We start from the raw sequence: 13,679 nt of genomic DNA, 5'->3' as shown, positions 1-13,679 counted from the left end.
ACAAAGCGCGGGCCTGACCGCTGCCCGCGCTTTGTTTGCAAAAAGATCAGTTCGTCAGGAAAAGAAGTTCTTGACGCGATCCGTCCAGGATTCGCTCTTGGGCGAATGTTTTTCACCGCCATCGGCAAGCGACGACTCGAACTCGCGCAGGATTTTCTTCTGCTCGTCGCTCAGGCGTACCGGCGTCTCGACCACAACGTGACAATACAGATCGCCCGGATAGCTGGCACGCAGACCGCGTATGCCCTTGCCCCGCAAGCGGAAGGTTTTTCCGGTTTGCGTGCCTTCGGGTATGGTTATTTCACCCTTGCCCGTAAGCGTGGGCACCTGAAGCTCGCCGCCCAATGCCGCCGTGGTAAACGGGATGGTCAGCTCGCAGTGCAGGTCTTCGCCGTCACGCTGGAAAATGCCATGGGGCTTGAGATGGATTTCCACATACAAGTCGCCCGCAGGGCCGCCGTTGACACCCGGCTCGCCATTGCCTGACGAGCGTATGCGCATGCCGTCGTCAATACCGGCAGGTATCTTGACCTGCAGGGTCTTGTTTCGGCGCGTGCGGCCGACGCCGTCGCAGCTTTTGCAGGGATCGGTGATTTCCTTGCCGGTGCCATGACATGTGGGGCAGGTTTGCTGTACGCTGAAGAAACCCTGCTGCATGCGCACGGTACCCGCACCGTCACACGTGTGGCAGGTCTTGGGTTCGGTACCCGGCTTGGCGCCCGAGCCGTGGCAGGTATCGCAGGTTTCCCAGCTGGGCACCCGGATCTCGGTATCGAAGCCATTGGCGGCCTGCTCAAGGCTGATGTCCAGCGTGTATTTCAGGTCGGCGCCGCGGTAGACTTGCGGGCCGCCGCGCCGGCCGCCACCGGCGCCACCGAATATTTCACCGAAGATATCGCCAAACGCATCGGCAAACCCGGCGCCACCGGCACCGCCGCCCATGCCGGCGTTAGGATCCACGCCCGCATGGCCGAACCGGTCATACGCGCCGCGCTTTTGCTCATCGGACAGCATCTCGTAGGCCTCTTTGACCTCTTTGAACTTCTCTTCGGCTTCCTTGCTGTCCGGATTGCGGTCCGGATGATACTTCATCGCCAGCTTGCGATAGGCTTTCTTGAGCTCATCGTCCGTAGCGTTCTTTGCCACACCCAGAATTTCGTAATAGTCGCGTTTTGCCATTTGAATTGCTTGCGTCTGTGACGTCTGCTCTTTTGCTATGAATAAGAAGGCCCGATTTCCGGTAAAACACCAGAAACCGGGCTCATTTGCACATCAGGCAACTTTTACTGATCGCGCTTGACTTCCTTGAAGTCGGCATCGACCACGTCGTCATCAGCGGGCTTGTCGGCACCGCCTTCAGCCGCCTGCTGGGCCTGCATGTCGGCGTACATCTTTTCGCCCAGTTTCTGCGAAGCCGTGGACAGCGCTTCGACCTTGGCTTCGATGGCAGCCTTGTCGCCGTCCTTCAGGGTTTCCTCGAGCTCTGTCAAAGCAGCTTCGATGGCTTCCTTGTCAGCCGCTTCAAGCTTGTCACCGTACTCGGTCAGCGACTTGCGCGTGGAATGCAGCAGCGAGTCGGCCTGGTTGCGTGTCAGGGCCAGCTCGGCGATGCGGTGATCTTCCTCGGCGTTGACCTCGGCATCCTTCACCATGCGCTCGATTTCCTCGTCGCTCAGACCGGAATTGGCCTTGATGGTGATCTTGTTTTCCTTGCCGGTACCCTTGTCTTTGGCCGACACGTGCAAGATACCGTTGGCGTCGATATCGAAGGTAACTTCAATCTGGGGCGTACCACGCGTTGCGGGCGGGATGCCTTCCAGGTTGAATTCACCCAAAGCCTTGTTGCCGGCCGCAATTTCACGTTCGCCCTGGAACACCTTGATGGTCACTGCGGGCTGATTGTCGTCAGCCGTAGAAAACACCTGCGAGAACCGGGTAGGAATCGTGGTGTTCTTCTGGATCATCTTGGTCATGACGCCGCCCAGGGTTTCAATACCCAGGGACAAGGGAGTCACGTCCAGCAACAGCACGTCTTTGCGATCACCGGAAAGTACCGAACCCTGAATGGCAGCGCCTGCGGCGACAGCCTCGTCGGGGTTGACGTCTTTGCGAGGATCCTTGCCAAAGAATTCCTTGACCTTTTCCTGCACCTTGGGCATACGGGTCATACCGCCGACCAGAATCACGTCGTCGATTTCGGAAACCTTGACGCCCGCATCCTTGATTGCGATACGGCACGGCGCAATAGTGCGTTCGATCAGCTCTTCGACCAGCGCTTCCAGCTTGGCACGGGTAATCTTCAGATTCAGGTGCTTGGGACCGGAGGCATCTGCCGTGATGTAAGGCAGGTTGATCTCGGTTTGCTGGGTCGAGGACAGCTCGATCTTGGCTTTCTCGGCCGATTCTTTCAGGCGTTGCAGCGCCAGTACGTCTTTGGACAGATCAACACCGCTTTCCTTCTGGAATTCGCTGATGATGTAGTCAATGATGCGCTGGTCAAAGTCTTCGCCGCCCAGGAACGTATCGCCGTTGGTCGACAATACTTCGAACTGCTTTTCGCCATCGACATCGGCGATTTCAATGATGGAGACGTCGAAAGTACCGCCGCCCAGGTCATAAACCACGATCTTGCGGTCGCCCTTTTCGGTTTTGTCCATGCCAAAGGCCAGCGCAGCCGCAGTCGGCTCGTTGATGATGCGCTTGACGTCCAGACCTGCAATGCGGCCGGCGTCTTTGGTTGCCTGGCGCTGGCTGTCGTTGAAGTAGGCAGGAACGGTGATCACAGCCTCGGTGACTTCTTCACCCAGGTAATCTTCCGCCGTTTTCTTCATCTTGCGCAGCACATCGGCCGATACTTGAGGAGGCGCGAGCTTTTTGCCCTGCGCTTCAACCCAGGCGTCGCCGTTGTCGGCCTTGACGATGCTGTACGGCATCAGGTCGATATCCTTCTGCACGGCTTTTTCGTCAAACTTGCGGCCGATCAGGCGCTTGACAGCATAGAGTGTGTTGGTCGGGTTGGTTACCGCCTGACGTTTGGCCGGTGCACCGACCAGAATTTCGCCGTCTTGCATGTAAGCAACAATGGAAGGCGTAGTACGTGCGCCTTCAGCATTTTCAATGATCTTGACGCTGCTGCCGTCCAGAACAGCCACACAGCTGTTGGTCGTGCCCAGGTCAATCCCAATAATCTTGCCCATAATCTTATAACCCTGCTAAAAATTTTGAATGTGTGAAAACTGCTCGATGGTAGTTAAGTGGGGATCGCGTCGGCGTTTTCAAGCCTGTTTTTTCGAAATTTTGTGTTTTTTCACATAGAACCAGGCCATTTAACGGCAAAAAACACGCAAATCCACACGAATCCGGCGCAAGCACCTAGGCGGCCGGCTGGCCTGACGACACCATGACCAGTGCCGGGCGCAAGACCCGCTCCGACAGGGTGTAGCCCTTTTGCAGCAACTGGGCGACGGTTCCTTCCGGCAAATCGGAAGGAACAGCCGAAATGGCCTGGTGCAGGTGCGGGTCGAACTTCTCGCCCGGCGCCGGTGCGACATCCTTGAGAACATTGCGCTCGAAGGCAGTGTTGAGTTGACGCAAGGTGGCCTCGACCCCTTCTTTCCAGGCCTCGGCCGTTTGCTCGGTCAGCGCCAATGCGGCTTCCAGGCTGTCTTTTACAGGAATCAGGCTTTCGGCAAACGATTCGGTACCGAACTTGCGGGCTTTGGCCACGTCTTCCTGTGCGCGACGACGGATATTCTCGACCTCGGCCTTGGCGCGCAGCAGCTCATCGTGATACTGGGCCACCTTTTCCTGTGTTTCGGACAACAGCGTTGCCCACTCCAGATCGGTGCGTGCTTCCGCCTCGGGGGCCGGGAAGGCCTGCTCAGCATCGTCAGCCGATTGCTGATCCTGATTGACCTCCATCTGCTCCTGGGTATCGACCGCCGGGTCCTGCTGCTTGGGATCCTGGGGTTCTTGGGGTGCCGACATAAAAAATCTCCGCTTCTGAAATCTGAATTGAATTGTCCAATGTCATGAAAATGGGGGCGACCGCCCCCATTTTCAAGTCCTGTGCAAACCAAGTTCTTGCACAGCAAATATGCTCCGGAGCGAGTTTACACCCAACCCCCCAGCGACTTTCGTATCAGCACAGCGAAACCGGCGGCCCAGACCGGGTCGTCATTCAGGCAAGGAAGGTAGCGGAACTGCTGCCCGCCCTCACCCAGGAAGGCATCACGGCATTGCATCTGAATCTCTTCCATGGTTTCCAGGCAGTCGGCCAGAAAACCCGGGCACATGACGTCGACATGCGTAATACCTTCTCGTGCCCACTGCCGGAGGGTAGGCTCGGTGTAGGGCTCCAGCCAGCGCTGGGCGCCAAAGCGGCTTTGGAAGGCAACATGGACGAGGTCACCGTCATCGCCCAGAGCCTGCCTGAGCAATACTGCCGTCTCCATACAGTCGCGGTAGTAAGGATCGCCCTGCTCCACCGACTTGCGCGGCAAGCCATGGAAGCTGAGCAACAGGCGCTGCGGTTTGCCGTTATGGTCCCAGAAAGTGCGCACCTGGCGGGCCAGTGCCTGGATGTATGCGTCGTCATCCTGGAATCGCTTGATGAAACGCAGCTCGGGCTGATCCCGCATCCTGGCAGCATGAGCAGCCACGCAATCGACGGCAGTGGCGGTGGTACTGGCCGCATATTGCGGATACATGGGTACGGTAAGGATGCGGTCGCAGCCGGCGGCCCGGAGCTCATTGATGGCCGCGGCGATGGATGGATTGCCATAGCGCATGCCCAGCGCCACCCTTGCATCCAGCCCTGCAGCCTGAAGATGCTCCTGTACGCCTTGCGCCTGGAGCTGACTCCAGACCAGCAAGGGTGAGCCCTGCTCAAGCCAGATTTCCTTATAGCGCGGCGCAAGGGCAGCCGGGCGGCGCGTCAGGATGAAAACCCGGAGAATGACCTGCCAGAGCCACTGCGGGATTTCTATGACACGTGGATCGGACAGGAACTCGCCCAGATACCGGCGTATGGATTTCGGGGTTGGCTCGTCGGGCGTACCCAGATTGACCAGCAGCACACCGACCGGACCCGGCTCGCGGGGCGGCGGCTCGGTGCTGAATGCAAGCGGATCCGTGGGTTCAGGTAGATAAGAAGAAGCAAACAGCTTGGACATGGATCTCAGGACTGATTGTGGCTCAAGGCATTGGAAAGCAGGCGTGCCGTAATATCGACGATGGGAATAACCCGGTCATACGCCATGCGGGAAGGACCAATGACCCCCAGGGTGCCGACGACCGTGCCATCTACGCCATAGGGTGCAGTAATGACGGATACATCGTCCATGGGAACCAGTTGCGAATCGCCACCAATATAGATTTGGACTCCCTGTGCCCGGCTGGACACATCGAGCAGCTGAAGCAGGTCGGTTTTTTTCTCGAACAAGGAAAACATGCGGCGCAGCTTATCCATGTCGGAAGCAATCTCGGAGATATCGAGCAGCTTGCTTTCACCCGAAATGACCAGTGACTCATCGGTATCAGCCGCAGCCGTGCCGGCTTCAACGGCGGCCTGCATGAGTCGGGAAATGTCAGCCTGCAATGACGAGAGCTCGTCGGCAAGCGCGATCTTGACCTGCTCGAACGACATGCCCGCGAAATGCTGATTAAAGAAATTGCTGGCTTCGATCAGTTCCTGTTCCAGATAGTCGCGCGCCACAAAGAGAATCCGGTTCTGTACGTCGCCATCAGGCGTAACGATGATCAGCAGCACGCGCTTTTCAGATAGTCTGATGAACTCAATCTGCCGGAAAATCTGGGCGCGCTTGGGAGCCAGCACCACGCCGGCGAACTGGGACAAATTAGACAGCAGCGTAGCTGCCGCAGTTACGGCACGCCCTGGCTCGGCGGCCGGCAGTGCCTGGCGTATCTGGGTAGGTACTGACTGAAAGCGCTGCACGGCCAGCAGGCGGTCGGCAAACAACCGGTAACCCTTGGGCGTAGGAATACGCCCCGCCGACGTATGCGGGCTGTGAATCAGGCCCAGGTCTTCGAGGTCAGCCATCACGTTGCGTATGGTCGCAGGTGACAAATCGAACATTTTGGAAAGCGTTCGGGAACCTACCGGCTGACCATCGTCAATGTATTTCTCTATGAGCGCTTTCAACAGCGCATTAGCACGATCATCCATAACGCAATTTCAAATAATGTTGCACACCCGGGTTTTTCTACCTACAGTCATTCGACCCCAGGGACAATATAATCAATCTACTCAATCAGTCTGTATTATTCCATCAATCAACAAGGTTGCGCTTTATGCACTTCAAAACTGTCGCACTTATAGGCCGATACCAGGATAACGGTCTCGATGCCCCTCTGCGCAAGCTTGCCGACATGCTGCAGGCAAAAGGGTGCAGAGTGCTGATCGAAGCCGATACGGCCCGCAACACTGACATCACCGAACACAATATCGCCTCTTACGACGAAATCGGCCGGCAGGCAGATCTTGCCGTCGTCATGGGCGGCGACGGCACTATGCTCGGTGCCGCCCGCCAGCTGGCACACAGCAATATCGCGCTGATAGGCATCAACCACGGCCGCCTGGGTTTCATTACCGACATTCCGCTCCACAGCGCCAGTGATGCCATCAGCAGCGTCATTCAGGGCAATTACGATGCCGAAGACCGCGTATTGCTTGAAGGGCGCGTGGTACGCGACAACGAAACCCTGTATTCGGGCCTGGCCCTGAACGACGTCGTGCTGAATCGTGCGGGGCGCGGCGGCATGATAGAAGTCCGGGTCGAATTCGATGGCGTATTCATGTACAGCCAGCGTGCCGACGGCCTCATCATAGCCACCCCTACCGGCTCCACCGCCTATTCGCTTTCGGCCAACGGGCCCATTGTCCACCCCAAGCTCGCCGCCTGTCTGCTGGTGCCGGTTGCGCCGCAAACCTTGTCCAACCGCCCTATTGTGCTGCCCGATAACGGCACACTCAGCCTGACCATCACGGCGCTGGGCCGGGTCGAATCCGGAGCCAGCGTCCACTTCGACATGCAGACCTGGTCCGAGTGCCAGCCTGGCGATCGCATCGACGTGCGCCGGGCCCAGAACACCGTTCGATTCATACATCCCACCGGCTACAGCTTTTTCTCCACACTGCGCCGCAAACTGTACTGGAATCACATGCCTCAACCTTCCGACGAGGCCGAATAACCCTATGCTGCGATCCCTGCATATACGCGACTTCGTCATCGTTGATCAGGCAGAAATACCGTTCACCAGCGGCTTTACCGTGTTTTCCGGTGAAACCGGTGCCGGAAAATCCATACTCATCGACGCGCTGTCGCTGGCGCTGGGTGCGCGCGGCGACACCTCGGTCATCCGCGACGGAGCACCGCGCGCCGACATCTCCGCCGTCTTCGAGCCGCCCGCCAGCCTGCACGACTGGCTCAACGAGCACGAGTTCGCCACCGACGACGACCTTATCCTGCGTCGGGTTATCGATGCGCAAGGCCGCAGCCGCTCTTTCATTAACGGCCTGCCGGTTACCCTTGGCCAGTTGCGCGAACTGGCCGAGCACCTGGTCGACATTCATGGCCAGCATGCTCATCAAAGCCTGCTTAAAGCTGCCAGCCAGCGCGAACTGCTCGATACCCAAGGCGGTCACCTGCCCCTGGCACGCCAGGTACAGCAAGCCTGGCAACAATGGCAACAGGCAGAACAAAACCTGGCAGCAGCCCTGACCAACGCTGCCTCGCTGCAGGCGGCCCGCGAGCAGCTGGAATGGCAGGTAACCGAACTCGAACAGCTCGGCATGCAGGAAAACGAATGGGAAACACTCTCTGCCGAACATAATCGGCTGGCTCATGCGCAGGCCTTGCTCGACGGCGCCAACCATGCTCTTGCCGCGCTTGACCACGACAGCGATCAGGGCTCGGCCATGCAGGCCCTGAACAGCGCCGCCCACGCCATAAGTCAGCAGCTTGGCCACGACCCGCAACTGCAGGGCATCTACGACGCCATTGAATCGGCCCGCATCTCGGCCTCCGAGGCGGTCTCCGACCTGAACAGCTACCTCGACAGGCTAGAACTCGAGCCCGAAAGGCTGGCGCAGGCCGAGCAGCGCCTGTCCACACTCTTCGAGGCCGCGCGCAAGTTCAAGACCGAACCCGAAGAACTGCACGCCCTCTTCCAAAGCCTGACCAATCAGTTGAACAATAGCCAGGCAGCGACCGATACCGAAGCACTCGCCAGGCAGCGCGACACCGCCGCCGCCGAATATCAAAGCCAGGCCAGCCTTTTAAGCAAGGCTCGCCAGAAAGCCAGCAAGAAGATCTCGCAGCAGGTCACGACCGCCATGCAGGATCTATCCATGAGCGGCGGCAGTTTCGAAATTCAACTGTCGTCCTGCCCGCCCGGATCCCATGGCAATGAGTCCATCGAGTTCCTGGTCGCAGGGCATGCCGGCACCAGCCCGAAACCATTGGCCAAGGTAGCCTCTGGCGGTGAACTCGCACGCATATCGCTGGCCCTGTCAGTCATCGCCAGCCAGGCGGCACGCGTGCCAACGCTAATCTTCGATGAAGTTGACACCGGGGTGGGGGGTGCAGTCGCCGAGGTGGTGGGCAAACTGTTAAGCACGCTGGGCAATCGTCACCAGGTGCTGTGCGTTACGCATCTGCCGCAGGTTGCTGCGCGTGGCACGCATCATTATGAAGTCAGGAAGTCCAGCTCTGATGCCGGAACACTGTCGCAAATCGAAGCCCTTGATGCCGAAGATCGTGTCAACGAAATTGCGCGCATGCTGGGCGGCCTGAAAATTACCGACACTACCCGCCGGCACGCACGCGAAATGCTGTCGGGCTCACAATAAAAAAGCGGGCGGCAGCTTTCACAAGCACCGCCCCCTGATAAATATTAGCGGCTGCCCTTCTGGTTGCAAGCGGGGCAGATGCCATACAGCAGCATGGTATGGCTTTCAAGCACAAAGCCCTGGTCTTTGGCGATCTTGTGCTGACGCTTCTCGATTTCCTGATCCGAGAACTCGACAACGGTGCCGCAATTTGTGCAGATCAGGTGATCATGATGATCGCCGTCGTTCAGCTCAAAGACCGCCTTGCCGCCATCAAACTGGCTGCGCACCAAAATGCCGGCCTGCTCGAATTGGGTCAGCACCCGATAAACCGTTGCCAGGCCGATATCGACGTCTTCAGCCACGAGTGTGCGGTATACATCTTCGGCACTTTGGTGACGAAGATCGGCTCGTCGAAAAATATCAAGGATCTTCAGGCGTGGAAAGGTCGCCTTCAAACCCATGTTCTTCAATTCGTTTTGATCGTTCATAGCTAAAATATCTCTGGCAGTAATAGTGGTGAGAATCAGGCGCATCGGTGACTTGCGATACGCCTGTCGCTGACTAACGCTATTATGCGTTTATTATCCAGGCTTTATGATAACGGTTTTATCCAAGATGAATTACAGGGGCGCTTAGTGCTGACTACTGCAAAACCAAGACTTTCCACGCTTCGCACTGGTTTGACGGCAAGTGTGCTGGCCATCGCCCTGACTGCGTGCGGCGGTACGCATTGGGGCTTTCCATACCGCGCAGACCTCCAACAAGGCAACTGGATCACTTCTGAACAGGTCGCCCAACTGCAGCAAGGCATGACGCGCGAACAGGTACGCTTTATTCTGGGTACGCCTACCCTGCAAGACATATTCCGCACCAACCGCTGGGACTATCCCTACTATAACAAGCCTGGGTACGGCGACGAAGAAGAGCGCAAGTTCACCGTCTGGTTCGAGGGCGACAGCCTGGTGCGCTGGGAAGGCGACGACCAGCCCAATCGTCAACCCTATGAAAAAACCGACAGCGGTGCAGGAGCCACTGGGCCATACAGCGACGATGAAAGCCTCAGCCAGCAAGACACCGAGGCCGATGAGCCCAACAGCACCAGACGCCGCCGCCTCCTCAATATTGAAGAGTCTGCTCCTGCCAATCCGGGCGCACAGGTGCCCGGCACACACACTACAGAACCACTACGCTAGGGGGAAGAAATGCGTATTGCCATCGCTGGCGCTGACGGCCGTATGGGCCGCATGCTGATTGAAGCCATTACCGAGAGCCCGGACCTGGAGCTTACGGTTGCACTGGATCGCACAGGCGCTGCCTGCCTGGGTCAGGATGCCGGCGCCTTTCTGGGTCGCGACACAGGCGTGCTCATCACAGACGACCTCGACGCTCTGGCCAACGCCGACTGCCTGATCGACTTCACCAGGCCCGAAGGCACGCTTGCCCATCTGCAGGCCTGCGTCAGGCACGGTACCAAGTGCGTCATCGGCACCACGGGCTTCGACGAGCAAGGCAAGCAGGCAATACAGGCCGCCAGTCAGAAAATCGCTGTGGTATTCGCGCCCAACATGAGCGTCGGTGTAAATGCCACGCTCAAGCTGCTGGACATGGCGGCCAGGCTGCTTAACAGCGGCTACGACGCCGAGGTCTTCGAAGCCCACCATCGCAATAAAGTCGATGCGCCATCAGGCACCGCTCTGGCCATGGGCGAAACCGTGGCAAACGCGTGGGGCAAAAAGCTTGACGATATCGCCGACTGGGCCCGACACGGCGAAACCGGTGCACGGGAAACCGGCAAGATCGGCTTTTCAGTCCTGCGCGGCGGCGACATTGTGGGCGACCACACTGTCTACTTCTGTGGCACCGGCGAACGTATAGAAATCACCCATCGCTCCAGCAGCCGTGCAACCTACGCACAAGGCAGCCTGCGCGCGGCACGCTACCTTGCACGCAAAGAGTTCGGTCTGTTCGACATGCAGGATGTACTGGCGACCTGATCGCCGCCCGGCAGGCCGGCCATAGGGGCAGCCTGCCTTCCATGCCCTAAGCGACCGTAACGGGCTCCTGCTCCAGCTGCACACCAAAGCGCGCGAGAATGTCGGCCCTGATCATATCAGCCAGGGCGGCAATATCGTTGGCATTTGCTCCGCCGCCATTTATCAATACCAGTGCCTGGCGTTCGTGTACGCCTGCAGCACCCATGTGTCTGCCCTTCCAGCCGGCACGGTCTATCATCCAGCCGGCAGCCAGCTTGAAGCTGCCGTCCGGCTGCCGATATGCCACCAGGTCGGGGTGTTCCTTCCTGAGCCTTTCATAGACTGCAGCACTGACCACCGGATTCTTGAAGAAGCTACCGGCGTTGCCCAGCACCGCCGGGTCAGGCAGTTTGCTTTGCCGGATTTCGCATACGGCATCGAAGATCTGTCGCGCCGTTACCCTGTCGCCTGCAGCCTGCAGTACTGCGTGGCGCTGCAGGTCGGGATAGTCGAGTACAGGACGCCATGCCTTGGGCAGTCGGAAACGCACCTGCAGAATCAGCCAGCGGCCCGGTTCCGCCTGTTTGAAAACACTGTTGCGATAAGAAAATCCGCAATCCTGTACTGACATATCGACCAGTCGTCTGTCACGCATGTCCCAGGCGGTCAGGCCGTGAAAACGCTGATCGAGTTCCACACCATAAGCGCCGATATTCTGGACCGGTGCCGCACCGACAGTTCCCGGAATCAACGCCAGGTTCTCCAGCCCGTTCCAGCCCTGAGTTATGCAGTATTCAACAAAATCATGCCATCGCTCTCCGGCCTGCGCCTCGACAATCCACGCATCGTCTGTTTCGGAAAGCAGCCGTACGCCAGATGTCTCGACCTTGATGACCAGACAATCAAGCTCGGGCGCCAACACCACATTGCTGCCGCCGCCCAATACGAAAACATTCTGATAATGATCGGCCAGGTCGGACAATGCCGGCGCCTGGTCCGCAGATTCGCAACGCACAAAAGCACGAGCATGCGAGCGCAGGCCCAGCGTGTTGAAAGAAGTCAGATCCTGATCAGTTACCTGCAGCAAAAGCAGCCCCGCCCGAAATAATTATCCGGCGATATGCCGGCGAAAAAGCATAAGCATACCCCTGCCGGCTCAGGTGATGCCCTGCCCTGCACCGCCTGATATGGAAAAACCTTGGCCACTTGACAACAGCTATAGGTTTCATGCTAATATCTTGTTCTTTCGCGGGAATAGCTCAGTTGGTAGAGCGCAACCTTGCCAAGGTTGAGGTCGCCGGTTCGAGACCGGTTTCCCGCTCCAGAATTTTTGTCTATGGGTATCCACCAACGTCCATAGATGATTGAAAAAGGCCCAAATTTCGGTTTGGGCCTTTTTGCATCAAGCGCCGCCTGATCAGCGCCTTCCAAGCCACTGCCACCAGCGGCGCACACTTTGCCTTAGCCGAAACCTGCTCCACCATCTGAGCAGGCCGTATGACAAATAAACCTTTTCGGCTCCCAATGGCATGTCTTGTCTCATGCGCAACCAGGAAGTTTTCGGATAAGCAACGACCTGGTCCGGATAAATGCTGCGGTGTCCGATTATCAGGTAAGCAGCAATGCAAGGCGCGGCCACATATACCGCACCCAGATTTCCGCTAAACAGCTCAACACTCATCAGTATGGCGGCAATGGGCGTATTCGATGCCGCAGCCACTACCGCGACCAACCCCACTGCCGCCCCTAACGACGGACTGACCCCGAATAGCGGCGCGAAGGCGTTGCCTGCGATCGCACCAATAACAAGTTGCGGCGTCGCCACTCCACCATAAAAGCCCGAGCCCAGGGTAATTGCCACCAACAGCGTTTTCCACAGAAACCCGAAATACGGCATGGCCTCGCCGTTCAGCGCCTGCGTAATCAGCGGCAGGCTCAACCCCAGATAATCAGTGGGTATGACAAGAATCAGCACAGACAGCATACAGCCCCCGATCAGCGGCAATAACGGAGGCCAGACCCGCAATCTGTTTCCGATGCGCGAAAAGACGGTACGCGTGAAGGTGATCATATCGACAAAAACCCAGGCGACAAGACCGCACACAATACCTATGCCGATTGTCTTGAGAAACAGGATCTCGGAGAATTCGGGTAGCGAAAGTACAGTCAGGTAGGTGTACGGCACGCCCCAAAACTTGCTGATTTCGAACGACACGAATCCTGCCACGATGGCCGGAAACAGGAAGTCATGGCGTATGCGCCCTATCGTAAGCACTTCAACACCATAGATGGCACCCGCCAGCGGTGTACCGAATACGCCAGCAAAACCGGCACTGACACCGCATGCCACCAGACGGGTCTGCAACTCGCCATTCAACTTGAATACCCTGCCTATGCCCGCTGCCAGCGACGCGCCGATATGGGAGCACGGCCCTTCTCTTCCTGCCGAACCGCCCGACGCCAAGGTGATGATCGCCGCAACCGGTTTGATGGCGATAGTCTTGAACGGCATGCGTCCGGCTTGCCTGTGCACCGCCTCGATACCCGAGTCCTTCAGCCCGGTTTTATTCAAGCGGTAGCCATAATACAGAAGCAGACCATTCAACAGCCCACCCACCGGCAGCAATACCATCTGAAACCAAAAAGGCATGGAAGCCGTCTTGTCAGTAAAGAAATTCAGTCCGTGCAGAAAAAGGCTGGTTCCGCTGCCCACTACCGCGCCTGCGATCGTCGCAAGGACCAGCCACTGGATGATCGTCGCCAGCATGACGACAGGCTCGACATAATTGAAATTGAAGCGGGGCAAGGACATGTGGGCTTTCCAGCTCAGGTGGGGGCCAGTAATCAGATGA

General features: G+C 57.9%; 12 protein-coding genes and 1 tRNA gene. 5 read left to right on the top strand and 8 right to left on the bottom strand.

Going from position 1 to position 13,679, the window contains the following annotated elements:
- Positions 1 to 54: 54 nt before the first annotated feature.
- The 5 genes from dnaJ to hrcA all read right to left on the bottom strand — a co-directional run bounded on the left by dnaJ (position 55) and on the right by hrcA (position 6,187).
- A complete protein-coding gene (gene dnaJ, locus LKR43_RS01440; RefSeq protein ID WP_227682060.1) occupies positions 55 to 1,179 on the bottom strand; it encodes a molecular chaperone DnaJ in 1,125 nt (374 codons plus the stop codon).
- A 104-nt stretch (positions 1,180 to 1,283) separates the two neighbouring features.
- Positions 1,284 to 3,197: a molecular chaperone DnaK gene (gene dnaK / locus LKR43_RS01435; RefSeq protein WP_227682059.1), complete on the bottom strand. Its 1,914-nt coding sequence runs from the start codon at positions 3,195 to 3,197 to the stop codon at positions 1,284 to 1,286.
- Between the two features lie 175 nt (positions 3,198 to 3,372).
- Positions 3,373 to 3,987 (bottom strand): nucleotide exchange factor GrpE, encoded by a 615-nt coding sequence (grpE, locus tag LKR43_RS01430; protein ID WP_227682058.1) that lies wholly within the window; start codon positions 3,985 to 3,987, stop codon positions 3,373 to 3,375.
- A gap of 125 nt (positions 3,988 to 4,112) precedes the next feature.
- Entirely contained in the window at positions 4,113 to 5,174 is a 1,062-nt protein-coding gene (gene hemH, locus LKR43_RS01425) for a ferrochelatase (protein WP_227682057.1), read from the bottom strand.
- A gap of 5 nt (positions 5,175 to 5,179) precedes the next feature.
- A complete protein-coding gene (gene hrcA, locus LKR43_RS01420; RefSeq protein WP_227682056.1) occupies positions 5,180 to 6,187 on the bottom strand; it encodes a heat-inducible transcriptional repressor HrcA in 1,008 nt (335 codons plus the stop codon).
- A 125-nt stretch (positions 6,188 to 6,312) separates the two neighbouring features.
- On the opposite strand from hrcA, the gene LKR43_RS01415 reads away from it, so the two are divergent.
- Both LKR43_RS01415 and recN read left to right on the top strand, forming a co-directional pair.
- A complete protein-coding gene (locus LKR43_RS01415; protein ID WP_227682055.1) occupies positions 6,313 to 7,212 on the top strand; it encodes an NAD kinase in 900 nt (299 codons plus the stop codon).
- A 4-nt stretch (positions 7,213 to 7,216) separates the two neighbouring features.
- Positions 7,217 to 8,872, top strand: a complete 1,656-nt coding sequence (gene recN / locus LKR43_RS01410; protein ID WP_227682054.1) for a DNA repair protein RecN — start codon at positions 7,217 to 7,219, stop codon at positions 8,870 to 8,872.
- A gap of 44 nt (positions 8,873 to 8,916) precedes the next feature.
- On the opposite strand, the gene fur is transcribed toward recN, so the two are convergent.
- Positions 8,917 to 9,342 (bottom strand): ferric iron uptake transcriptional regulator, encoded by a 426-nt coding sequence (gene fur / locus LKR43_RS01405; RefSeq protein ID WP_227682053.1) that lies wholly within the window; start codon positions 9,340 to 9,342, stop codon positions 8,917 to 8,919.
- A gap of 147 nt (positions 9,343 to 9,489) precedes the next feature.
- Here fur and LKR43_RS01400 point away from each other — a divergent pair, with 147 nt between their 5' ends.
- Positions 9,490 to 10,047 carry an outer membrane protein assembly factor BamE gene (locus tag LKR43_RS01400; protein ID WP_227682052.1) on the top strand — a complete coding sequence of 186 codons (558 nt, stop codon included), beginning with the start codon at positions 9,490 to 9,492 and terminating at the stop codon, positions 10,045 to 10,047.
- Positions 10,048 to 10,056: 9 nt separating this feature from the next.
- Positions 10,057 to 10,848: a 4-hydroxy-tetrahydrodipicolinate reductase gene (gene dapB, locus LKR43_RS01395; RefSeq protein ID WP_227682051.1), complete on the top strand. Its 792-nt coding sequence runs from the start codon at positions 10,057 to 10,059 to the stop codon at positions 10,846 to 10,848.
- A gap of 46 nt (positions 10,849 to 10,894) precedes the next feature.
- Here the strand turns inward: dapB and murB are convergent, their stop codons facing one another.
- Positions 10,895 to 11,914: a UDP-N-acetylmuramate dehydrogenase gene (murB, locus tag LKR43_RS01390; RefSeq protein ID WP_227682050.1), complete on the bottom strand. Its 1,020-nt coding sequence runs from the start codon at positions 11,912 to 11,914 to the stop codon at positions 10,895 to 10,897.
- Between the two features lie 161 nt (positions 11,915 to 12,075).
- Here murB and LKR43_RS01385 point away from each other — a divergent pair.
- A tRNA-Gly gene (locus tag LKR43_RS01385) sits at positions 12,076 to 12,151 on the top strand.
- 93 nt (positions 12,152 to 12,244) lie between these two features.
- On the opposite strand, the gene LKR43_RS01380 is transcribed toward LKR43_RS01385, so the two are convergent.
- Positions 12,245 to 13,639, bottom strand: coding sequence for a chloride channel protein (locus tag LKR43_RS01380; RefSeq protein ID WP_227682049.1), 1,395 nt, complete (start codon positions 13,637 to 13,639; stop codon positions 12,245 to 12,247).
- Between the last annotated feature and the right edge of the window lie 40 nt (positions 13,640 to 13,679).

The sequence above is a fragment of the Pusillimonas sp. MFBS29 genome (assembly GCF_020687695.1).
Lineage (GTDB): Bacteria > Pseudomonadota > Gammaproteobacteria > Burkholderiales > Burkholderiaceae_B > Pusillimonas_C.
This window is presented reverse-complemented; position numbering and strand designations above follow the sequence as displayed.